Consider the following 21,757-nt stretch of genomic DNA (forward strand, 5'->3'; position numbering starts at 1 on the left):
CCGGCACCGGCCTGCGCCCGGAAGCCGGCCGGGCGTGCGCCGATGGGCGGCGCTCAGCTGCCGTAGCGGAGCTGTGCGCGGGCGCGGGCCTTGGCGGCCTCGGCCTCGCGGTCCTTCGGCGGCGCGGTGGTGACGAGGCGGTCGAGCAGGTGCTGGGTGATGTGCGCGATCTCGTGCACGGCCTCGTCGAAGGCGGCCTGGTTGGCCTGCGACGGCTTCACCGTGCCCGACACCTTGCGGACGAACTGCAGCGCCGCCGCGGTCACCTCGTCGGAGGTCGCCGGCGGCTCGAAGTTGTTGAGGGGGCGGATGTTGCGGCACATGCCTCCACGGTAGCCGGACGTCTGGCTGGCGTGGAGGCTCAGAGGAAGCGCGCAGACTCCTCCGTCACCAGCACCACGCGGCCGTCGGGGAGGGGGACGGTGCGCAGCGCGGCGACGTCGTCGTACCCGTCGGCGCCGCGGACGTTGTGACGGGTGAGGGAGCCGCCGGCACCGACCTTCAGCTCGGAGACCCAGGCACTCACGCCACCCGACATCCCGTAGCGGGCGACCACGGCGTACGCCGTCTGGCGGGACGGGACCCACGTGAACTGGCGGGGGTCCTGGCCGGCCATGACCTGCAGGTTCCGGGCGTACTTCACGACGCCCTGGCGCACGGGGTGGCGCGGGTCGCGCAGGTCGAAGACGGCGACCTGGCCACCGCGGGTCCTGCCCTTGTCGTCGGCGTCGACACCGAGGCCGAGGATCCGGCCCTTGCCGATCGGGTGGAGGTAGTCGGAGTAGCCCGGCACCTTCAGCGAGCCCAGTGTCCTCGGGTGGGCGGGGTCGGAGAGGTCGACGGCGTAGAGCGGGTCGACCTGGCGGAAGGTCACCAGGACCGCGAGGTCGTCGAACCAGCGCACCGACTGCAGCTGCTCGCCGACGCCCAGGCGGTCCACGCGCCCCAGCGGCTCGAGCGCGCCGTCCTTCTCCTGCAGCGTCACGACGGAGTTCCAGTCGCCGGTCTGCTCCGACGGACCGACGGCGACGCGCAGCGTGTCGTCGACCGCGTCCATCGCCCAGCGGTCCGCGACGAAGCCGTCGACCTCCCCGCTCCCGACGTACGCCGCGTGGTCGCCGTCCAGGGCGAAGGCGTGGAGCTGCGTCGTGCCGGAGCCGCGACCGGGCCAGGGGCCGACGCCCTTGGTGAGCGGCATGGGGCCGCCGCAGACCATCGCCCGGCACTCGCCGCCCCACCCGCCGGGCGTGGCCAGGTAGAGCCGGTCGGCGGAGGAGTAGACGGTCTGGCCGTCGGTCGCCACCCCCGTGGACGACCGATGGTCGGGCGCATCCGCCGACCAGCCCACGACCGAGACGGTGCCCGCGCCGCCGAAGTCCTCGGGGCGGGCCATGTCACCGCAGGCGACGACCTGCTGCGTCCGGCCGTGCGACGTGAGCGAAGGAAGCCAGTCGGAGATCGTCGAGTGCGCGGCGATCTCGCGGTTCTTCCGCAGTGCCTCCCGCTCGGTCAGCGAGCCGTGCGGCATCACGAAGTCGAGCATGGGAAGGCCGCTGGCCAGGACCAGTCGCACCGTGTCCCCGTACTGGCGGGCGGCGAGCAGGTTCGCGGCGTACGTCGTGGTGTCGACGACCTCGGGCGCGGCCGGGTCCGCGAGCGAGACCGTCGTGACGCGCGTGGACGGGCCGTCGGCGCTCCAGCTCTGACCGAGCACGATGACCCGGTCGTCGGCGAGGAGGAGCTCGGGCTGCTGCTGCTCCTTCGCGCCCTCGAGGAGGTCGAGGCGGCCCACCCGCCGGGGCGTCTTGCCGGTCACGTCGTAGACGACGAGGTCGTCGCCGACGGCCCGGACCAGCACGCCGTCGTCGGCCTTGACCACGTCGGGCTCGTCGACCCCGGCCTCCTGGACGTTGGTGCCGGTGGCGCTGCTGGACGCCTCGGCGACGGACTTCGTCGCCAGCGGGGCCCGCGCCTCCACCGCGACGGGCGTGTCGTCGAGGACGCCGCGCGCGCCGCCGTACAGGACGCCGCCGCCCCAGCCCCAGGCGGTGACCAGGTCGCGGGTGTTGTCGACGTACCAGTCGAGGAGGGACTCGCAGTCGCCGGCCGAGACGAGTGAGAGGTCGCCGGCGGTGAGCGGTGTGCCGGCGGCGAGCCGCTGCCCTGCCGAGGGCCGTCCGTCGTCACCGCGGGGGAGCGTGGTGTGGTCGCCGACCTGGACGCCGGCCACGAAGGCGCCGCCGAGGGCGAGGGCCGCGACGCCGGCGGTGACGGGGAGCGAGATCTTCATGCCGGTGGGACGCGCCGGCCGACGAGGTGGTTCCCGCCCGGGTCACGGGGGATGGTTCCGCGCTGTCGGTGACCTGCGGCAGAGTGTCCGGCATGACCGACCGCGATCTCGACATCGTCCTCTTCGGCGCCACCGGCTTCACCGGTGGCCTCACGGCGGAGTACCTCGCCCGCCACGCTCCGGCCAACCTGCGCTGGGCCCTGGCCGGGCGCAACAAGGCGAAGCTCGAGCAGGTGCGCGACCGCCTCGCCGGCATCGACCCGCGGCTCGAGGTCATGGAGCTGGTCGTCGTCGACGCCGGTGACCAGGCCGCCCTCGAGCTGGTCGTGGCCCGGGCGCATGCCGTGATCACCACCGTCGGCCCCTACCTCCAGCTGGGTGAGCCGCTCGTCGCCGCGTGCGCCGCGCAGGGCACCGACTACGTCGACCTGACCGGCGAGCCCGAGTTCGTCGACACGATGTACGTGAAGCACCACGCGACCGCCGAGGCGACCGGTGCGCGCATCGTCCACTCCTGCGGCTTCGACTCCATCCCGCACGACCTCGGCGCGCTCTACACGGTGAAGCAGCTCGACGCCTCGAAGCCGATCACCGTGCGCGGCGTCGTCCGCTCCAACGGCACCTTCTCCGGTGGCACCTTCCACTCCGCGCTCGGCGCCTTCGCGCGCGCCAGGCAGATGCGCGACGCGATGGTCGCGCGCCGCAAGGCCGAGCCGAAGCCCGAGGGCCGCCGGAGCCGCGCCGTCGCCGGCAAGCCCGGGCGCGACCGGCTCCTCGGCTACTGGCTGGTGCCGCTGCCGACGATCGACCCGTTCGTCGTCGCCCGCAGCGGCGCGGCCCTGCCGGCGTACGGCCCGGACTTCCGCTACTCCCACTTCGCCGGCACCAAGACCCTGCGGTACGCCGCGGGCGGCTCGCTCGGCGCTGCCGGCCTCGCGGTCGCCGCACAGGTCAAGCCGGTGCGCGAGCTCCTGGGCCGGAAGGTCCCGCAGGGCGAGGGGCCGAGCGAGCAGCGCCGGCGGAAGTCGTGGTTCACCGTCGACTTCGTGGGCGAGTCGGGCAGCCGCACGGTCCACACGCGGGTGTCGGGCGGCGACCCGGGCTACACCGAGACGTCGAAGATGCTCGCCGAGTCGGCGCTCTGCCTGGTCTTCGACGACAACCCCTCGACGGCCGGCATGGTCACCCCCGCGCAGGCGATGGGTGACCGGCTGATCCACCGCCTCGAGGCCGCGGGCATCCGGTTCCAGACGATCAGCTGACCGCTTCGACGACGCGCACGATCCGGGCCCCCGCGCGCAGCTCCGGGGAGAGCCCGAAGCGCGCGTCGTCGGGGCGGTGCAGCGCCGCCGCGGAGAAGCCGGCGGCCCGCAGTGCCTCGGTCGCGGCGGCGGCGTCGGCGAAGTGGAAGTGGATCCTGCCGCGCACGAAGACACCGAGCAGCGTCGAGAAGCTGCTGAGCAGCGGGCTGTGGTTCTCGCCGGCGAGGTGCAGGTCGGAGAGGTAGACGCCCGCCGGGAAGCGGCGCAGTCCCGTCGCGATCCGCGCCCACAGGCCGGTGACCGCGTCGGCGGGGAGGTAGTTGAGCAGGCCCTCGGTGATCACGGCCGTGCCGACGGTCGGGTCGAGCTGGGCGAAGAGCGCCTCCAGCGAGAGCGGGCCGTCGGTGGCGAGCGCGTCGATGTCGACGACCCGGTGGCCGGCCGGCAGGGGAGTGCCCAGGCGCGCGAGCGCGTCACGCTTCTGCCGGGCCATCGCCGGCAGGTCGGCCTCGACGTAGGTCAGCCGCCCGGCGTACGTCGAGGCGTAGCTCAGGCCGCGGGGCGAGAGGCCGGCCGCGATCTCGACGACCTGGCCGACCCGGCCGCTCTCGATCGCCTCGGTGAGCAGGGTGTCCATCGCGCGGTGCCGGCCGAGGAGGAGCCCCTCGAGGGTGGGCCCGCCACCTCGTGCGGAGGCGCCCATCACGGGCCGCAGCGCGTTGTAGAGGACCGCGCCGGTGCGCGTGGCGAGGGCAGCAGGACCGAGCCGTGACGCGCCCAGACGTAGCCGGTGTAGTGGGCGGTGGGGCTGATCGCCGCGGAGCTGCGTCGCAGGAGCATCGGGCTTCCCTTCCCGCGCGCCGGCTGGGGCGGAGGTCGCCGTGGCTCCGTCGTGCGTGGCGCCCCAGGCAGGATTCGAACCTGCGACACCCGCTTTAGGAGAGCGGTGCTCTATCCCCTGAGCTACTAGGGCGGGGTTGTCGCGACGCGCGACCGCGACACGACGGCGTACATCCTCGCACGGGGTCCGCTCAGGGTGCTGGGGGGATGCTTTTGTCCGATCGCGCCGCGCACGTCACAATGCAGGGACGTGTCGTCCTTCACTCGGGGAGGGCAGCGCGCCTGCCCGCGTCCAGAAGGAAGTCTGTTGAGCCAGCACAGCGCCGCTGCCCGGCACCGCGCCGCGGCGCCGCGTCACCACCACGTGCTGCGGTCCTTCGGCTACTGCCTGCTGGCGCTGACGGTCGGGGCGATGCTCTTCGTCTCCTACTCCGTGCGCACCCTGACGGCCAACGTCGACGTCGTCGGCACCGGCTACCTGACCCACCGTGCCGTCAAGGAGCTGGTGGCGGGTCCGCGCCAGCCGCTCAACGTGCTGGTCATGGGGTCCGACGCCCGCGACGGCAAGGGCAACAACATCGACGGCCTGACCGGCGACGGCCAGCGCTCCGACACCACGATCCTGCTCCACCTCTCGGCCGACCGGAAGCACGCGTACGGCGTGAGCCTGCCGCGCGACGGCATGGTCCAGCGCCCCGACTGCCAGATGCCCAACGGCAAGACGATCCCCGGCGGCTTCGCGATGTGGAACGTCGCCTTCTCGCTCGGCGGCCCGCTCTGCACGATGCAGCAGGTCGAGAAGCTGACCGGCATCCACGTCGACCACTTCGTCGTCGTCGACTTCGGTGGCTTCAAGGGCATGGTCGACGCCGTCAAGGGCGTCGAGATCTGTGTGCCGAAGGAGGTCAACGACACCCACGGCCACATCCACCTCGACGCCGGCCGTCGTGTCGTCAGGGGCAAGGAGGCGCTCGACTACGTGCGCGTCCGCAGCGACATCTCCGCCAACGGCGACATCGGCCGGATGAAGCGCCAGCAGGTCTTCATCGCCTCGCTGATCGACCGGGTGATGAGCAAGGGCGTGGTGCTCTCGCCGACGAAGCTGCTCAGCTTCCTCAAGGCCGCGACCAAGTCGCTGACCGTCGACTCCGGGCTGAAGGACATCCGCAAGATGGCCGGCCTCGCCCTGGAGTTCAAGGACATCGACATGGCGAACATCAAGTTCATCACCGTGCCGTTCCAGTCCTACGCGCCCGACCCCAACCGCCTCGAGTGGAAGACCGACGAGGCCAACGTGCTGTGGCGCAAGATCCGCAAGGACCTTCCGCTGACCAAGAAGCTCAGCTCCGAGGCGGTCACCGCCGGCGAGAGTGACAACAGCAAGCCCTCGTCCTCGTCCTCGTCCTCGCCCAGCTCCTCCCCGTCCTCGTCGCCCTCGGCCGACGAGAAGACCCGCGAGGAGATCGCGCAGGAGAACGGCCTCTGCGCGTGACCGGCGCGCCTGACGAGTCCACCTCCGCGCACACGCCGAAGGAGGTCGAGCCGGTGGACGTCGAGCCGGTGGAGGTCGAGCCGGCCTGGAAGCGCAAGGCGCGCCTCGCCGCGATCTTCGGCGACGTGGTACCCGAGAGCACCTCCGACGACCGCGATGAGCAGGGCTCCGGTGGCACGTCGGAGGAGTGGCTCAAGCGGCAGGTCCCGCCGCACCACGGCTGACGCACCGACCACGGCGAGGGCGGCGGACGGTGCCTGTGGAGAGCGCCGGCACGGGTCGGCGTACGCGCTCTAGCGTCGGGCCATGGACGTCTCGGGTGTACGCCGTCGGCTGGCCGCCGCGGCAGGTGAGGTGCGGCGGGCGCTGCTGGTGCGGCGCCGGCTGCTGAGCGCGGTGTGTGCCGCGGTGGCGGTGCTGGCGACCCTGCGGGCGCTCGCGCCGCCGCCGGAGCCGACGGCGCAGACCCTCGTCGCCGTGCGCCACCTGGCGGCCGGCAGCGTGGTCGCGCCCGGTGACGTCGCCAGTGAGGCCCTGCCTGCCGCGGCGGTGCCCGACGACGCGGCCGAGGCTCCCGTGGGGCGCACGCTGGCGGCGGCGGTGGGCGCGGGGGAGGTGCTCACCGATGCCCGGCTGGTCGGGCCGTCACTCCTCGAGGGGCGTCCGGGTGCGGTCGCGCTGCCGGTCCGGATCCCCGACGCCGACGTCGTGGCGCTGCTCCGGGTCGGCGACCGGGTCGACCTCTACGCCGCCGACCCGGCAGCGGCCGATCCGCTGGGCACGCGCTTGCTTGATGCAGCGCTCGTCCTCGCGCTGCCCGCGCCGGTCAGCCGTGACGGGCGGCAGGGCCGGCTGGTCGTGCTCCAGGTGACGCCAGAACAGGGAGCAGAGATCTCCGGCCACGCGGCGCGCTGTCTCCTGACGGTCGCGTTGGCCCGCTAGTCTGCGGGCAAGATCGCCATGCTCGGCGCATGGCGCACCGGTAACTTGAAGGAGAGATCAGATGTCCGGTTTCAAGAACTTCCTGCTCCGTGGCAACCTCATCGAGCTCGCTGTCGCGTTCATCATGGCGACGGCCTTCGCCAAGGTCGTCACCGAGTTCACCAACGTCGTGATGGGCTTCATCGGCAAGGCCGGCGGCCAGCCGGACTTCGGCAAGGTCAAGGTCGCTGAGGTCAACGTCGGCCTCTTCCTCAACGCGCTCGTCGCGTTCGTGATCATCGCTGCGGTCGTCTACTTCTTCATCGTGGTGCCCTACACCCACGCGAAGGAGAAGTTCTTCCCGGCCGAGGCTGCGGGCCCGTCCGAGGTCGAGCTCCTGACCGACATCCGCAACGCCCTGGTCGAGCGCGCCTGAGTCGCCACCGCTCCACCGCGAGGCCCGTCTCCCCAGGGAGGCGGGCCTCGCGCCATTTCCCCGTCGAGTGGTGGGGTTGCGTACACTGGCAGTCGGCTGGCGCGAGTGCCAGCCACCTCCCTGCCGCAGGGCTGATGAGGAGATGAGAGGAGCACCCGATGCCGACCTACCAGTACGCCTGCACCGCGTGTGGCCACGCCTTCGAGCAGTACCAGAGCTTCAGCGAGGATGCGCTGACGGTCTGCCCCGAGTGCGACGGCAAGCTCCGCAAGGTCTTCTCCGCCGCGGCCGTGACCTTCAACGGCTCGGGCTTCTACCGCACCGACTCGCGCTCGTCCTCCAGTAGCAGCTCCTCCGGTGGGAGCTCGAAGCCGTCGAGCACCGCCAGCGCCAGCTGACGCTCAGAAGCGGGTGACGCCCGACGGCGTCGCCGCCGCGTGGACCGGCACGTCGTGCGGCTCGGCCGGCACGGCGTCGAGCAGCTCGCCGTCGTGCAGGAGCACGCAGACGAAGGCGTCGGGAGCGGCGCGGTTGAGCGCCCGGTCGTAGGAGCCGCCGCCCTTGCCCATGCGCACGCCGTCGGCACCGGCGGCCATGCCCGGCACGAGCAGCACCTCGGCGGTCGCTATGCCCTCCGGGCCGACGCGGGGCCCGGCGGGCTCCAGCAGGCCCCGTCGCGCGGGCACGAGGTCGTCCTCGGTGCGCAGGACGGCCCAGTCGAGGTCGTTGTCGGGGAGCAGCACCGGCAGCAGGACCCGCTTGCCGGCGGCGAGCAGCCCGGAGAGCAGCGCACCCGTGCCGGGCTCCGAGCCGACCGCGACGTACGCCGCCACGGTGGCCGCCCGGCGTACCTCGGGGAGGGCGAGCACGACGTCGGCCAGGGCCTGTGCGCTGGCCCCCAGGGTGGCGACGTCGAGCGAGCGTCGGGCAGCGAGAAGTTGGTCACGCAGGCCGGTCTTCGCGAGCGTGACGTCGGGCTCGGGCATGCCGGTCAGCCTACGGTCGATTGGAAACCTGCGGCATGCACCGGCCTACGATGCCCCGCATGGCAACCGACGCGCTCGCCGCTGCCCGCGACAAGATGGCTGAGGCCGGGGTGGACCCGGTCGCCATCGAGGTCTTCACCCACTACTTCCACCAGCTGGAGGAGGGGGCGACGGGGATGATCCCCGAGGACACGATCGAGCCGCACGACATGGACGCGCTGGCCGACGTGACCGTCGCCGACGAGGTCGCGGCCGAGGCGATCCGCCACACCGCCGTCATCAAGCTCAACGGCGGCCTCGGCACCTCGATGGGCATGGAGCGCGCGAAGTCGCTGCTCTGTGTGCGCAAGGGGCTCAGCTTCCTCGACGTCATCGCGCGCCAGGTGCTCCACCTCCGCAAGGAGTACGACGCGCCCCTGCCGCTGCTCTTCATGAACAGCTTCCGCACCAGCGCCGACACCATGGACGCCCTGGCGCGCTACGCCGACCTTCCGGTTGCCGGCCTGCCGCTGGAGTTCCTGCAGAACAAGGAGCCCAAGCTCCTCGTCGACTCGCTGCAGCCGGTCACGTGGGAGAGGGACCCGTCGCTCGAGTGGTGCCCTCCCGGCCACGGCGACATCTACACGGCCCTCCTCGGCACCGGCATCCTCGACGCGCTGATCGCCGCCGGCTACCGCCACGTCTTCGTCTCCAACTCCGACAACCTCGGTGCCGTGCCCGACGCCCGCGTCGCCGGCTGGTTCGCACAGTCGGGCGCGCCGTTCGCCATCGAGGCCGTACGCCGCACCCCCAGCGACCGCAAGGGTGGCCACTTCGCACGCCGCAAGGCCGATGGCCGGATCGTGCTCCGGGAGTCCGCGCAGACCCTCGACTCCGACCGGGGCGCGCTCGCCGACCTCGACCGGCACCGCTACACGTCGACCAACAACCTCTGGTTCGACCTGGTCGCGATGAAGGCGACGCTGACCGAGCGCGACGGCGTGCTCGGGCTGCCGCTGATCCGCAACGAGAAGACCGTCGACCCGGGCGACCCGCGCTCGCCGCGCGTGATCCAGGCCGAGAGCGCGATGGGCGCCGCGATCGAGGTCTTCGAGGGTGCGACCACGATCGAGGTCGGCCGCGACCGCTTCGTCCCGGTGAAGACCACCGACGACCTGCTCGTCCTGCGCTCCGACGTCTACGACCTGCGCGAGGACTACGTGCTCGACCAGGCTGCCGAGGAGGTGCCCTTCGTGGCGCTCGACGGCGACGTCTACAAGCTGGTGGGCGACTTCGACCAGCGGTTCCCCGACGGAGCTCCCTCGCTCCGCGCGGCGCAGAGCTTCACCGTCGAGGGTGACTGGACCTTCGAGCGGGGTGTCGAGGTCAAGGGCACGGTGGTGCTCGAGAAGAAGTCTGCGGCCCAGCGGGTCCCTGCCGGCACGGTCCTCGCGGAGGACTGAGCGATGGCGGACCACGGCAGGCCGACCACGCCGGTCGACGACCACCTCGCCCGCATCCTCGCGGCGGTCGAGCCGCTGCCGCCTGCGACCGTCCCGCTGAGCGACGCCCTCGGCCTCGTCGTCGCGTCCGACGTCGTGGCTGCCCTGCCGCTGCCCGCCTTCGACAACTCCGCGATGGACGGCTACGCCGTGCACCAGCGCGATGTCGTCGGCGCGACTCCGGAGTCGCCGGTGCACCTGCCGGTCGTCGGCGGGATCGGCGCGGGTGCGGCGACGATCGACGATCTCGCGCCAGGCACCGCCGTCAAGATCATGACCGGGGCACCCGTCCCGCCCGGCGCCACCGCGGTGGTGCCCTACGAGTGGACCGACCGCGGCTCGCACGAGGTGCTGATCGAGCACCCCGCCGTCGTCGGGCAGAACATCCGTCGCAGTGGCGAGGACGTCGATGCCGGCGACCTGCTGGTCAGTGCCGGCACCGTGCTCGGACCGCGCCACCTCGGCCTGCTGGCCGGTGCGGGGGAGGGCCGGGTCGAGGTCCGCCCGCGGCCGCGCGTCGTCATCGTCTCCACCGGCAGCGAGCTCCGCGAGCCCGGACAGCCCCTCGGCCCGGGCCAGATCCACGACGCCAACTCCACGCTGCTCGCCTCCGCCGCCCGCGCGGCGGGCGCGTCCGCCTACCGCGTGGGGTCGGTGGCCGACGAGCCCGGCGCCTTCCTGGAGACCCTCCAGGACCAGATCTCGCGCGCCGACCTGATCGTCACCAGCGGTGGCGTCAGCCAGGGCGACTTCGACGTGGTGAAGGCGGCGCTGCGCGACCGGCTCTGGTTCGGCGACGTCGCCATGCAGCCCGGCAAGCCCCAGGGTTTCGGCACGGTCGACGGCGTCCCGGTCTTCACGCTGCCGGGCAACCCGGTCTCGGCGTACATCTCCTTCCAGCTCTTCGTGCTCCCTGCCCTGCGCACGCTGCAGGGCCGCCACCGCGTCGTCCACCCGCTGCGGGCCGCGCGCTGCAGCAAGGGCTTCGGGTCGGCGTACGGCAAGCGGCAGATGGTCCGTGCGGCGTACGACGCGGGGCTGGTCGCGCCGGTGGGCGGGCACGGCTCGCACCTGCTCGGCGACCTCGCCGCCGCCAACGCCCTCATCGTGGTGCCCGAGGAGACGACGGAGGTGCGCGCGGGCGATACGGTGCAGGTCCTGCTGCTGGACGAGGAGTTCTGATGCCTGCCGAGGTGCCTGGCCGCCTGACCCACGTCGACGCCTCCGGGGCTGCCCGGATGGTCGACGTCTCGGAGAAGGACGTCACGACGCGCGTCGCGACCGCCTCCGGCCGGGTCCTCGTCTCCGCCGAGGTCGTCGCGCTGCTGCGCGGTGAGGGCGTGCCGAAGGGCGACGCGCTCGCCGTCGCCCGGATCGCCGGGATCATGGGCGCGAAGAAGACGCCCGACCTGATCCCGCTCTGCCACCCGCTCGCGGTCTCCGGAGTGAAGGTCGACCTCGAGGTCGCCGACGACGCCGTCGAGATCACGGCGCGGGTGAAGACCACCGACCGCACCGGCGTCGAGATGGAGGCGCTCACGGCCGTCTCGGTCGCCGCGCTCACCGTCGTCGACATGGTCAAGGCCGTCGACAAGGCCGCGGTGATCACCGACGTCCGCGTGGAGACCAAGACCGGCGGCAAGTCCGGCGACTGGGCACGGCCCGGGGTCGACGCATGAGCCTCCTGCCCGCGGGGGTGGTCATCGCCTCCAACCGTGCGTCCGCCGGCGTCTACGAGGACGAGACCGGCCCCCTCATCGCTGACTGGCTCCGCGACCACGGCTTCGAGCCCACGGTCGCGGTCGTCCCCGACGGCGAGCCGGTCGGCGAGGCGATCCGCGCCGCCGTCGACGCCGGCGCGCGCGTCGTGCTGACCTCCGGAGGCACCGGTCTCACCCCGACCGACCGCACGCCCGAGGTGACCCGCCCGCTGCTCGACCGCGAGGTGCCCGGCCTGGCCGAGGCGATCCGGCTGCGCGGCCTGCAGGCAGGCATCCCGACGGCCGCGCTCTCGCGCGGGCTGGCCGGGGTCATCGGCTCGTGCCTCGTCGTCAACCTGCCCGGCAGCAAGGGCGGCGTGAAGGATGGCCTGGCCACCCTCGACGGTGTCGTCGTCCACGCGGTCGAGCAGATCGTGGGCAGCGACCACGTGCGGGCGGACTGATGGCCTGGCCGGTCACCCTCCGCCACGGGCCCGTCACGCTGCGGCCGCTCGAGACGGGTGACCACGACGCGTGGCAGGAGCTCCGCGCGCGCAACAACGACTGGCTGCGCCCGTGGGAGGCGACGATGCCGCCCGGCGGCTCGGCCCGGCCCACGTCGTTCCGGGCACTGGCGCGCCGGCTCGCGCGCATGGCCCGCAACGGCCAGGCGATGCCGTTCGCCATCGAGGTCGGCGGCCGCTTCGCCGGCCAGGTCACGGTCAACAACATCGTGCGCGGCTCGGCGAACTTCGCCTCCATCGGCTACTGGATCGGCCAGGAGTACGCCGGTCGCGGGATCATCCCGCTCGCCGTCGCCCTCGCGATCGACCACTGCTTCGACGTCGAGGGGCTGCACCGCATCGAGGTGGCGATCCGCCCGGAGAACACCAACTCGCTGCGCGTGGTCGAGAAGCTCGGCATCCAGCGGTGCGGCTACGCGCCGCGCTACCTCCACATCAACGGCGCGTGGCGTGACCACGTGCTCTTCGGGATTACGGTCGAGGAGTGCCCCGGGGGCCTCGTGGCCCGTCTCGAGGCGGGCAAGACCCAATCGTCACAGGAGTGATTTCCCGACACACCTATGGACTTGCGTCTCATCCTGCGCTATCGCTCCTAACCTCAGAGCGTGGACATCACTTCCCTGATCTTCGTGGCCCTGGCTGTGGCCTGGGCCGTCTATCTCGTGCCCAAGGCGCTCCAGTCGGCCGACGAGGGCGCGGTGAGCCACTCCGTGGAGCGCTTCTCCTCCGCGCTGCGCGTCCTCTCCCGCAACGAGCCTGCCGGGGCGAGCGCCTCCGCTGACGCCGCGACGTCCACCGGCACCCCCGCCGACGCGCCCGTCGGGGCGTCCGTCGCTCCGGCCGCGCGCGTGCGCCGCCCGTCGGCCGCCCAGATCCGCGCTCGTCGCGAGGCCGCCCGCCGCGCGGCGCAGCGCCGTCGCCGCGTGCTCGTCACGCTCCTCGTCCTCAACGTCGCGGTCGCGGTCACCGCGGCGTTCGGTGTGGTCGGCTGGGCCTGGCAGGCCGCGCCCGCCACGCTGCTGGTCGCCTGGCTGGTCACCTGCCGCCTGATGGTCCGCTCCGAGCAGGCCGCCCACACGCAGGCGCCGGTCCGTGTCCGCATCCCGCGCGTGCTCGACGACGCCCCGGTCGCTGCTTCCCCGGCCGACCAGGACGCGTCCGGCGAGGCGCCGGAGTCGGTCACGGTGGACCGCAACGAGCAGGGCTTCGACGAGGTCGGGTCCGACGCCGACACCAGCACGATCGAGGCGGTCCGCGAGGACCTCTGGAGCCCCGTCCCGATCACGCTCCCGACGTACGTCACGAAGGATGCTGCGACCCGTCGCACGGTCCGCACCATCGACCTGTCGGCGCCCGGCGTGACCACCTCGGGCCGCACCGCCGAGGACTCCGCGATCGCCCGTGAGGCCGACGAGGCCGAGCGCCAGTCGAAGCTGGCGGCCCTCGCACGCAGCATCCGCAAGAGCTCCTGAAGCACCCCGTTTCGTGCGCCACCCCGATTTTTGGCGCTCGCCAGCCGGGTGATATCTTTTCGCACGCAGCACGCGCAAGCGTGAAGCGGCTGGGGGTATGGCGCAGCTGGTAGCGCGCCTCGTTCGCATCGAGGAGGCCAGGGGTTCGAGTCCCCTTACCTCCACCAGCAGCTGAAGGGCCCGGTCCACACGGACCGGGCCCTTCTGCCATGTGTCGCCGGTTCGGCACAGCGCCGCTGATCGGTCAGGATGTCCCCGATGCTGCGCCTCTCGTTCCTCGGGTGCCTGGTCGTGACGGTCCTCTCCGTCGTGGCCGGGGTCGCAGTCACGTCCCCGTCCTGGCTCGCCCGGCCGACAGCAGCCGTCGCCCCGCGTACGCCGGTGACGACGGTCGCCACCGGCGTGCGCTTCGCCCCGGTGCGCGTCGTCGCTCCCCGGCCGGGTCGCCCGGGCGCGATCCCGGCGGCTGCCGGCGCGGCGTACCGCACGGCGGCGGGTCTGCTGAGCACCGCCGACGCCGGCTGTCACCTGCGCTGGCCGCTGCTGGCTGCGGCAGGGTGGGTCGGGAGCAGGCACGGCTCCGTCGGGCACGGGCGCGGTCCGTTCGACCTCTCACGCTCCCGCTGGCGGTTCTCCCGCGTGGACGCCGACGGCGACGGCCGGCAGCGGCGGCGCGACCTCGACGACGCCGCGCTGGCGTACGCCGTGCTGCTCTGCGCCGGCGTCGGCGACCTCCGTCGACCCCGCCTGGCCCGCGTCGCGCTGCGGCGGATCGACCCGCGCCCCGGCTACACCGGGGAGATCCTGGCGGTGGCGCGGTACTACCGGACGCACGCCTGAGGGCCGGCGCCGGCCGACAGCGGCTCGCTAGTTGCTGCCGGGCACGTCGGTCAGCTCGTCGAGCGGCTCACCCTCGTAGGTGTCAGGCTGGCCGTTGCGGCCCGTGCGTGACGACGGGACGTCGAAGCGGGTCGCGGTGAGGTCGCGCGGCACCAGGCGGAAGCCCTGCCAGTGGAGCTCCATCGGCGACTGGTCCTCGTCGCGCGGCACGTGGTGGAAGCCGACCGCGATCCAGGAGACCACGTCGGTGAGGGGCGCCGTGTCGCCGGCGACGTAGTCCGGTACGCCGTCGCCGCAGGTCTCGTCGTTGCCGGTCGCGAAGACCTCGCACGCGTCGTAGTTGGTGAACGCGACGTCGTAGCCGTGGTGCGCGCCGTGGAGGCGGTCCTCGGTGAGCTCGAAGGAGTCGGTCGCGCCGAGGTCGATCTCGTAGGAGACCGGATGGCCGTCGGCGTTGTGGTTGCCGGGGTTCACCACGCGCCACCAGCGCCGGCTGGCGCGGTCGGCGGTCGTCGCGTGGCCGAGGCGCTGGAGCCCGCCGTCGACGAGCGGCGACTCCTTGCCGATCTTGCCCGTGGGGGAGGCGTCGTACTGCTCGACGGCCAGGGGGCCCTTGCCGAGCGCCCAGTGGACCCGCCAGACGGCATTGTGGGAGTGGGAGGCGGCGTGCTCGTCGTCGCCGTTGCCGACGGAGGCGCCCTTCGCGGCCGACGCGGTCCAGTCGACGGGGGAGAGGTCGCCCGTCGCGCCGAGGTCGGGGCTGATGGTGCCGTCCGCGCCGAAGGTGTAGCGCGTGACGTACTCGTACCAGCCGACCTTGGAGACCGTCGAGAGCGTCCACTGGTCCTTGCGCGCCGCGAGGACCTTGCCGCTCTCGGAGGAGCGGTAGGAGAGGCCCGCGTCGGTGACCTCGCTGCAGACCACCTTGCGGTGCTGGATCTCGCCGAATTGGGAGCCGTCGCCGATGGTCGGCACCGGCAGGGTGACGAGCTCTCCCGCGCACTCCTTCGTGCCGAGGTCCTGCATCTTGAGGCCGCCGAAGCCGGCGCTGGTGATGTCCTCGGTGAGGCGTGCACCGGTGTCGTAGGGGACCTCGAGCTGGGCCAGCGAGAGGTCGTGGGCGATCGTCGTCACCGCGCCCCCGGGCGGCGTCAGCGCGACCTCGCGCAGCACCATGCCGCGCTTGGCGTCGATCTGGAGGCACATGCGCCAGGTGGCGCCGCTGGAGAGCCGGCGGGCCAGGCCGACCTCGCGCTTGCCGCAGTGGGCACCCGTGGCGACCGCCGAGCCGTTGCCGCGGAGCGAGCCCGCTTCCGCCGTCGCCCCGCTCGTGCTCGTCGTGGTGGCCGCGCCGACCGTCCCGTTGCCGCACGCAGCAGTCACGCCGGCGAGGGCGAGGAGGACGACGGTGGCCGGGAGGAGGCGACGCATGGGCTGACCTTAAGGGGCTGAGGACGTGGGCCGGGGCATGTGCCGGGGGCCGTATCCACCTCGTGGATACGGCCCCCGGGGTCAGGCGCGGGTCAGCCGACCCAGGTGCCGTCGCACTTCGCGCTCGCCTCGGCGTTGCCGAAGTCGAGGCGCGGACCCGCAGCGGCCCGGCGGAAGGCCAGGCTGAGGGCGGAGAGCTGCAGGCCGGAGGTGCGGCGCGTCCCGTCGGGCGCGGTGCAGGTCTGCGGCCGCTGCGCGTTCAGCTGCAGCGAGACGTTCTGCGCGAGCGTCTGGAGGAACGGGTCGATCGCCGCGCGCAGCGGAGCGGTCATCATGCCGGTCTTCAGGTCCTGGATGGCCAGGCCGTAGAGGTTGGCGCCCGCGTCGCTGAGCAGGAAGTCACGCACGGGGACGAGCAGCTTGGTGGCCAGCGGCACGACGGCGGTGTTGACCACGGCGGTCAGCACCGTGCACAGGGCCGGACCGGCGAGGCCGGACGACGTGCAGGTGGCCGGCTTGACCTGGCTGCCCATGAGGTTGACGCTCCACGTCGACACCGCGGTGCTGTTGAGGATGCCCTTGAGGGTGGCGGTGAAGTCGACCGTCACCGAGCCGAGAGCGCCCGCGACGGAGCCGACCGCGATGGTGACGACCTCGTCGATCAGGTCGTGGATGGTCTCGGCGATCATCGGGTAGATCTCGTCATCGATGATCTCGGTGTTCGGCGCCTGGCTGTTGAGGCCGGTCGGGTCGCCGGGGCGCACCGTCTGGCCGGGCAGCAGGGGACCGTCGACGACCTCCTCGCCGTGCAGCAACTGGTCGAGGTGCAGGGTCGCGCGGCCGGTGGAGAAGTCGACCGTCAGCACCTTGTTCTTCGTGGTGATCGGCTGCGCCAGCAGCCGCTTGAAGACCTGGTCCTGCATGTCGGAGTGCACGCGCGCGGTGACCGAGCCTCCCGTCGGCAGGGCCGAGGTGAGCTTGGTGAGGTCGAGGAGGCTGTTGACCTGGGTCTCGGTGACGTCGTCGAGGCGGCCGACGGCGTCGTACATCTGCGCCGCGGCCTCCTTGACCTTCGGCGAGCCGAGCTCGAGGTCGGTCTGGCCCAGCCGGTAGCGACCGAGCCCGCCGACGCCGTCCTGGTCGATGACCTGACCGTTGCGGGTGATCACCTCGGAGCCACCGAGGCCGAGGCGGAGCGTCGCCTCGTCGACGAGCGCGTCGGAGAGGTCCGTGCCGCCCTTCTTCAGGTAGGCCAGCAGGTCGACGCTGGCCGGGGCGAAGCCGCCGTCGGCGCGGTCGAAGGTCACCTGGCCGTCGGAGCCGATGAAGCCGGAGAGGGCGCTCGCGTCGTACGGGCTGGTGGTCGTGGAGACGGACTGCATGCCGCCGCCCTGGCCGAAGTCGACCGTGTCGCTGAGCGGGACGGTCGTGACCGGGCCGCTGGTGTTCGGTCCGGCGTTGTCGGGCCAGGTGGCCTCGGAGTGCCCGGCGCCGTCGGTGCCCTGGCCGATGACGCTCGCGGACGCGTGCGCGGTGAGCCCGTCGCTGTCCGCGGAGGCCGGAAGGCTCGTCGCGGCGACGGCGGTGATGGTGAGCGCGCCGATGGCGAACAATCGGCGCGTGGTCGTGCTGCCCTTCGAACTGCCCCACTCAGTTGGACGGAACATGGCCTTTACCTTCTCTCGACGAATGAATGAGAAAAGGACGCATTCCGGCCTTTGGGTGCCCGAATTCCCCCGACGTCCGGGGAAACTCAAGCGGTGGTCTGGACCACGTGTCAACGGAAAACTGAAGCGACTTTTCCTGCGCTTTTTCGCCCGTCAATCCCGTTCTTCTGCTAGCCGCGAAAAGGTCGGCCCATGCAGGAATTCGAGAAAAGGAAATAGCGTCCTGCTTGTCGGAAATATCCTCAGTCGGAGGGTGGGAACTCGCCGGTGAGCTCGGAGATCAGGTCACTCTGCTGGATCTCCTCCTCGAGCGCGCCGCTGAGGTCGGAGGCGATCAGGCCGGGCTCGGAGCTCGGCGTCGGGGCGAACGCCGTCCACGACGACTCCACCGCGGCAAGCACGTCGATGGTGCGCGAGGCGAGCACCTCGGGCTTGGAGAGCTCGCGCTTGACGTACTTCGCGACGAAGCGCTGCAGCTCCGTGTCGACGCTGACCACGCGGTTGAGCAGCGAGGCGCGCAGTCCCTCAGCGCGCAGCTTGACCCGCACCTGGTTGGGCAGCGGGGGAGCGACGTCGATGAAGATCTTCAGCTCCTCCATCGCCAGCGCAGTGAGGATGAGCGGAACCTCGAGCTCGGCGTGGAAGCGGTGCCGGTCGAGCTGCAGGTGGACCTCGAAGGTGAGCTCCACCGGCAGCGTCACGCGGTAGGCGATCGCGTCGCCCGCGATCGGACGCGCGGTGGCGGCGCCGATGTGGCCCTTGGCCGTCACCTTCGCGAGCTTGCCCGGACCGACGCCCAGCGGGCCGACGTCGATGGGTTGCCCCGCGAGCGTGTTGACCCCCGCGAGGATGCGGTCCTCGGTCACCGCGAGCGCGAAGAACCGGCGGCCGAACTCCTCGTAGGGAAACTGCTCCGCGTGCTCCATGGGCCGACCTTAGGCCAAACGGATCAGATCCAGCGGCTGAACCACATGCGCGCCTGCCACTCCCGGATGGTCAGCAGGTCGCCGGTCCACACCGGCCAGAACCACGCGGCCGCGGCGATCGTCAGCACCACGAAGGTGCCCGCCACCACCGTCCCCGTCGTACGCCGGGTGGACGGGCCGCGGTCGGGCCCCAGGAGGTGGCCCATCACCAGCACGATCGACAGCACCAGGAACGGGGCGAAGGCGGAGGCGTAGAAGCTGAAGATCGGGCGCTTGTCGTTGAGCTCCCACGGCAGCCAGGTGGCGGCGACTCCGACGACGGCGATGCCGTGGCGCCAGTCGCGGCGGGCCACCCAGAGCACCACCGAGGCGATGAGGGCGAGCGCGCCGCCCCACCAGACCACGGGGTTGCCGAGGATCAGCACCTCGCGGATGCAGTGGCTGCCGGCGGCCGCGTCACAGCCGTCGGTGCCCGGCTTGATGTCGTTGGTGACCGAGGCCGAGACCGGACGGCTGAGCAGGATCCACCCGCCCGGGTCGGAGGCATAGGTGTGGGTGCTGCAGTTGAGGAACGTGGTGTGGAAGCGGTACACGTCCTGGTGGTAGAGCCACAGCGAGTGCAACGACTGGGTGATCTCGCCCAGGCCGCTCGCGTCCTTCTCCCCGGCGGTCGACCACACCCGGCTGTCGTCGTACTTCACGTCCTTGAGCTCGGACTTGGTGCCACCCGTGCAGGTGCCGTCCCAGCTGACGTAGCGGTGGTACTGCGTCGCGGAGAGGTTCTCCTCGTAGGCGTGCGCATGGGCCAGCCAGCCGCCCCAGCTCGCGACGTAGACGACGAGGGCGACGCCGACGAGGTGCACGAACGCCGGCAGGCCGTCGAGCACGACCGACTTGAGGAACGCCAGGCGGGTGCCCGCGGCCCGGCGGGCGCCGGCGGACCAGAGCCAGACGACGACGCCGAATGCGGCGAGCGGGTAGATCGCGGTCCACTTCGTGCCGCAGGCCAGGCCGAAGCTGACACCGGCAGCGAGCAGCCACGGCCGGAAGAGGATCCGCTGACGCCCCTGCGTCATCACGCGCAGGCGCATCCACTGCCGGTCGGCGACGATGCAGTGCACGCCGAGCAGGATGAAGAACGCGAGGAAGATGTCGAGCAGCGCGAGGCGGGAGAGCACCAGCTGCATGCCGTCGAAGCAGAGCAGCAGGCCCGCGACGACGCCGAGCATCGTCGAGCCGGTCACGCGGCGGGCCAGGCGGACCATGACGAGGACCATCAGCGCGCCGGTGACCGCGGAGGCCACGCGCCAGCCGAACGGGTCCATGCCGAACGCCTTCTCGCCCAGCGCGATCAGCCACTTGCCGACGTCGGGGTGCACGACCATCTCGGGGCCGCTGGTCCACTGCCCGGTCGTGTGGCCGGCGAGGATGTGCTTGTCGGCGTCCTCCACGTAGTTGCGCGCGTAGCCGAAGTGGAGCATCGACCAGGCGTCCTTGGCGTAGTACGTCTCGTCGAAGGCGAACTCGTGCGGCCGGCCGAGGTGCCACAGCCGCAGGAAGAGCGCGAGGCCGAAGACCGCGAGGCTGGCCAGCCAGCCGACGAGCCGGCCCTCGAAGTACGCCGGGGGGCGGCCGCGCTCGGCGGCGGAGGGCGAGGTCTCGGGCACGGCGCCACCTTACGGACCTGCGCCGACACGCGTCTCGCGGTGCGCCGAACTGCGCCCCGTGGTGCGCCGGACTGCGCGCGGAGGCGCACCCGGCGAGCCGACCTGGCGCGGCTGCGATGATCTCCGCATGACCTCCGGCACCCTCGTCCTCGCCGCCACTCCCATCGGCCGGGTCGAGGACGCGCCGCCGCGACTCGCGACCGAGCTCGTCGCGGCCGACGTGATCGCGGCCGAGGACACCCGCCGGCTGCGCCGCCTCGTCACCGACCTCGGCATCGAGACGACCGCCCGTGTGCTCTCCTACTTCGAGGGCAACGAGTCCGGCCGCACCCCGCAGCTGCTCGAGCTGCTGCTCTCCGGCTCGCGGGTCGTGCTGGTCACCGACGCCGGCATGCCGTCGGTCTCGGACCCCGGCTACCGGCTGGTGGCTGCGGCCGTGGAGCACGGCGTACACGTGACGGCGGTGCCGGGGCCGTCGGCCGTGCTGACGGCGCTGGCGGTGAGCGGGCTGCCGGTCGACCGGTTCTGCTTCGAGGGGTTCCTGCCGCGCAAGGCGGGGGAGCGCTCGCGCCGGCTCGCGTCCCTGGCGAAGGAGGAGCGCACGATGGTCTTCTTCGAGGCGCCGCACCGCACCGGCGCCGCGCTGGCCGCGCTCGCGGAGGCGTTCGGGCCGGACCGGCCGGGTGCCGTCTGCCGCGAGCTCACCAAGACCTACGAAGAGGTGATCCGGGGTCCTCTCGGCGAGCTCGTCACCTGGGCCGAGGGCGAGGTGCGCGGCGAGATCACGCTGGTCGTCCAGGGCATCGCGCCCGGCTCCGAGGTGCCCCACGACCCCGACGCCTGGCGCGCGCTGGTCGCGGAGATCGAGGCGGAGGGGGCGACCCGCAAGGACGCCATCCTCGAGGTCGCCCGCCGGGCCGGTGTGCCCAAACGTGAGGTGTACGACGTCGTGCACCGCAGCTGACCTCGGGCGGCTAGCGTTCCCGGCATGACCCAGCGGCTCCCCCAGTTCACCAACGACGGCCTGACCTTCGACGTCATCGACTCCGGGCCGCTGGACGGCGAGCCGATCGTGCTCCTGCACGGCTTCCCGGAGCGCGGCAACTCCTGGACCGCGGTCGCCCGGATCCTCAACGACGCCGGCTACCGCACCTACGCCCCCGACCAGCGCGGCCTCTCGCGCGGAGCGCGACCTGGGCGCCGCCGCGACTACACGCTGCGCAAGGTCGCCGGCGACGCCCGCGCGCTGATCGACGCGGTCGGCGGCACTGCCCACGTGGTCGGCCACGACTGGGGAGCGGCGGCGGCGTGGGCCACCGCGCAGCGCCATCCGGAGGCCGTCCGCACGCTCACCGCGGTCTCGGTGCCCCACGTCGGCGCGTTCACCCGCGCGGCGTACACGAGCAGCCAGGGGCTCAAGTCCTGGTACATGGGCTTCTTCCAGCTGCCCCGCATCCCCGAGCTGCTGGTCGACTCCGCTCCGTTCGTGCGGTGGATCCGTGGCGGCGGGATGAGCGACGAGCAGTACGCCCGCTTCCGCAGCGAGATCGTCGAGGACGGCGCCCTCCCGACGGCGCTCAACTGGTACCGGCAGCTGCCGTTCAACGACCCGCGGGAGATCGATGTCCCGGTCGGTGCGCCGACGACGTTCGTGTGGTCCGACGGAGACGCGTACGTCGGACGCCGGGCCGCCGAGCTCTGCGAGCGCTACGTGACCGGGTCGTACCACTTCGTCGAGCTGCCGGGTGTCTCCCACTGGATCCCGACCGAGGCGCCGGAAGCGCTGGCCGGCGCGATCCTGGAACGCGTCGCCGGATAACTT

General features: G+C 72.3%; 23 protein-coding genes and 2 tRNA genes. 16 read left to right on the top strand and 9 right to left on the bottom strand.

The features are described 5' to 3' along the window. Positions 1–53: 53 nt before the first annotated feature. Both IEX47_RS00125 and IEX47_RS00130 read right to left on the bottom strand, forming a co-directional pair. Entirely contained in the window at positions 54–323 is a 270-nt protein-coding gene (locus tag IEX47_RS00125) for a DUF2277 domain-containing protein (protein ID WP_188781725.1), read from the bottom strand. 38 nt (positions 324–361) lie between these two features. Further along, positions 362–2,290, bottom strand: coding sequence for a beta-propeller domain-containing protein (locus IEX47_RS00130; protein ID WP_188781727.1), 1,929 nt, complete (start codon positions 2,288–2,290; stop codon positions 362–364). Between the two features lie 92 nt (positions 2,291–2,382). Here IEX47_RS00130 and IEX47_RS00135 point away from each other — a divergent pair, with 92 nt between their 5' ends. After that, entirely contained in the window at positions 2,383–3,552 is a 1,170-nt protein-coding gene (locus tag IEX47_RS00135) for a saccharopine dehydrogenase family protein (protein ID WP_188781729.1), read from the top strand. Here IEX47_RS00135 and IEX47_RS00140 read toward each other — a convergent pair. Together IEX47_RS00140 and IEX47_RS00145 are read right to left on the bottom strand one after the other, a co-directional pair. Continuing rightward, the gene (locus IEX47_RS00140) at positions 3,545–4,255 is read right to left on the bottom strand and encodes a class I SAM-dependent methyltransferase (protein WP_188781731.1); all 711 of its coding nucleotides are present in this window, start codon (positions 4,253–4,255) and stop codon (positions 3,545–3,547) included. The genes IEX47_RS00135 and IEX47_RS00140 overlap by 8 nt on opposite strands. A 194-nt stretch (positions 4,256–4,449) precedes the next feature. Continuing rightward, a tRNA-Arg gene (locus tag IEX47_RS00145) sits at positions 4,450–4,525 on the bottom strand. Between the two features lie 174 nt (positions 4,526–4,699). On the opposite strand from IEX47_RS00145, the gene IEX47_RS00150 reads away from it, so the two are divergent. The 5 genes from IEX47_RS00150 (at position 4,700) to IEX47_RS00170 (ending at position 7,639) form a co-directional block, all read left to right on the top strand. After that, a complete protein-coding gene (locus IEX47_RS00150) occupies positions 4,700–5,884 on the top strand; it encodes an LCP family protein (RefSeq protein WP_188781733.1) in 1,185 nt (394 codons plus the stop codon). Continuing rightward, on the top strand, positions 5,881–6,108 hold the full coding sequence (locus tag IEX47_RS00155) for a hypothetical protein (RefSeq protein WP_188782897.1): 228 nt from the start codon (positions 5,881–5,883) through the stop codon (positions 6,106–6,108). Before IEX47_RS00150 ends, IEX47_RS00155 begins: the two co-directional genes overlap by 4 nt. A gap of 82 nt (positions 6,109–6,190) precedes the next feature. Next, positions 6,191–6,826 carry an SAF domain-containing protein gene (locus IEX47_RS00160; RefSeq protein WP_188781735.1) on the top strand — a complete coding sequence of 212 codons (636 nt, stop codon included), beginning with the start codon at positions 6,191–6,193 and terminating at the stop codon, positions 6,824–6,826. A gap of 61 nt (positions 6,827–6,887) precedes the next feature. Then, positions 6,888–7,241: an MscL family protein gene (locus IEX47_RS00165; protein ID WP_188781737.1), complete on the top strand. Its 354-nt coding sequence runs from the start codon at positions 6,888–6,890 to the stop codon at positions 7,239–7,241. A gap of 158 nt (positions 7,242–7,399) precedes the next feature. Further along, positions 7,400–7,639 carry an FmdB family zinc ribbon protein gene (locus IEX47_RS00170; RefSeq protein ID WP_188781739.1) on the top strand — a complete coding sequence of 80 codons (240 nt, stop codon included), beginning with the start codon at positions 7,400–7,402 and terminating at the stop codon, positions 7,637–7,639. Positions 7,640–7,642: 3 nt separating this feature from the next. Here the strand turns inward: IEX47_RS00170 and IEX47_RS00175 are convergent, their stop codons facing one another. After that, positions 7,643–8,227: a 5-formyltetrahydrofolate cyclo-ligase gene (locus IEX47_RS00175; protein ID WP_188781741.1), complete on the bottom strand. Its 585-nt coding sequence runs from the start codon at positions 8,225–8,227 to the stop codon at positions 7,643–7,645. Positions 8,228–8,286: 59 nt separating this feature from the next. On the opposite strand from IEX47_RS00175, the gene IEX47_RS00180 reads away from it, so the two are divergent. The 8 genes from IEX47_RS00180 to IEX47_RS00215 all read left to right on the top strand — a co-directional run bounded on the left by IEX47_RS00180 (position 8,287) and on the right by IEX47_RS00215 (position 14,244). Further along, positions 8,287–9,669 (top strand): UTP--glucose-1-phosphate uridylyltransferase, encoded by a 1,383-nt coding sequence (locus tag IEX47_RS00180; protein WP_188781743.1) that lies wholly within the window; start codon positions 8,287–8,289, stop codon positions 9,667–9,669. Between the two features lie 3 nt (positions 9,670–9,672). Further along, positions 9,673–10,890 (top strand): molybdotransferase-like divisome protein Glp, encoded by a 1,218-nt coding sequence (gene glp, locus IEX47_RS00185; RefSeq protein ID WP_188781745.1) that lies wholly within the window; start codon positions 9,673–9,675, stop codon positions 10,888–10,890. Further along, entirely contained in the window at positions 10,890–11,387 is a 498-nt protein-coding gene (moaC, locus tag IEX47_RS00190; RefSeq protein ID WP_188781746.1) for a cyclic pyranopterin monophosphate synthase MoaC, read from the top strand. Before glp ends, moaC begins: the two co-directional genes overlap by 1 nt. Beyond that, a complete protein-coding gene (locus IEX47_RS00195) occupies positions 11,384–11,872 on the top strand; it encodes a MogA/MoaB family molybdenum cofactor biosynthesis protein (protein ID WP_188781748.1) in 489 nt (162 codons plus the stop codon). Before moaC ends, IEX47_RS00195 begins: the two co-directional genes overlap by 4 nt. Continuing rightward, the gene (locus IEX47_RS00200; RefSeq protein ID WP_188781750.1) at positions 11,872–12,477 is read left to right on the top strand and encodes a GNAT family N-acetyltransferase; all 606 of its coding nucleotides are present in this window, start codon (positions 11,872–11,874) and stop codon (positions 12,475–12,477) included. Before IEX47_RS00195 ends, IEX47_RS00200 begins: the two co-directional genes overlap by 1 nt. 60 nt (positions 12,478–12,537) lie before the next feature. Then, positions 12,538–13,404: a divisome protein SepX/GlpR gene (gene sepX / locus IEX47_RS00205; protein WP_188781752.1), complete on the top strand. Its 867-nt coding sequence runs from the start codon at positions 12,538–12,540 to the stop codon at positions 13,402–13,404. Positions 13,405–13,495: 91 nt separating this feature from the next. Continuing rightward, positions 13,496–13,571: transfer RNA gene (locus IEX47_RS00210), tRNA-Ala, on the top strand. A 91-nt stretch (positions 13,572–13,662) separates the two neighbouring features. Next, positions 13,663–14,244: a lysozyme family protein gene (locus tag IEX47_RS00215; RefSeq protein WP_188781754.1), complete on the top strand. Its 582-nt coding sequence runs from the start codon at positions 13,663–13,665 to the stop codon at positions 14,242–14,244. A gap of 27 nt (positions 14,245–14,271) precedes the next feature. On the opposite strand, the gene IEX47_RS00220 is transcribed toward IEX47_RS00215, so the two are convergent. The 4 genes from IEX47_RS00220 to IEX47_RS00235 all read right to left on the bottom strand — a co-directional run bounded on the left by IEX47_RS00220 (position 14,272) and on the right by IEX47_RS00235 (position 19,935). Beyond that, positions 14,272–15,675 (bottom strand): copper amine oxidase, encoded by a 1,404-nt coding sequence (locus IEX47_RS00220; RefSeq protein ID WP_188781756.1) that lies wholly within the window; start codon positions 15,673–15,675, stop codon positions 14,272–14,274. 92 nt (positions 15,676–15,767) lie between these two features. Beyond that, the gene (locus IEX47_RS00225; RefSeq protein WP_188781758.1) at positions 15,768–17,342 is read right to left on the bottom strand and encodes a choice-of-anchor G family protein; all 1,575 of its coding nucleotides are present in this window, start codon (positions 17,340–17,342) and stop codon (positions 15,768–15,770) included. Between the two features lie 242 nt (positions 17,343–17,584). Next, positions 17,585–18,268, bottom strand: a complete 684-nt coding sequence (locus IEX47_RS00230) for a hypothetical protein (protein ID WP_188781760.1) — start codon at positions 18,266–18,268, stop codon at positions 17,585–17,587. 23 nt (positions 18,269–18,291) lie between these two features. Continuing rightward, the gene (locus IEX47_RS00235; RefSeq protein ID WP_188781768.1) at positions 18,292–19,935 is read right to left on the bottom strand and encodes a dolichyl-phosphate-mannose--protein mannosyltransferase; all 1,644 of its coding nucleotides are present in this window, start codon (positions 19,933–19,935) and stop codon (positions 18,292–18,294) included. Between the two features lie 127 nt (positions 19,936–20,062). Between IEX47_RS00235 and rsmI the strand changes: the two genes are divergently transcribed. Continuing rightward, the gene (gene rsmI / locus IEX47_RS00240; protein ID WP_188781770.1) at positions 20,063–20,899 is read left to right on the top strand and encodes a 16S rRNA (cytidine(1402)-2'-O)-methyltransferase; all 837 of its coding nucleotides are present in this window, start codon (positions 20,063–20,065) and stop codon (positions 20,897–20,899) included. A gap of 24 nt (positions 20,900–20,923) precedes the next feature. After that, on the top strand, positions 20,924–21,754 hold the full coding sequence (locus IEX47_RS00245; RefSeq protein ID WP_188781772.1) for an alpha/beta fold hydrolase: 831 nt from the start codon (positions 20,924–20,926) through the stop codon (positions 21,752–21,754). The last annotated feature ends 3 nt before the right edge of the window (positions 21,755–21,757 follow it).

Source organism: Nocardioides phosphati (assembly GCF_014646375.1).
Classification (GTDB): Bacteria; Actinomycetota; Actinomycetes; order Propionibacteriales; family Nocardioidaceae; genus Nocardioides; species Nocardioides phosphati.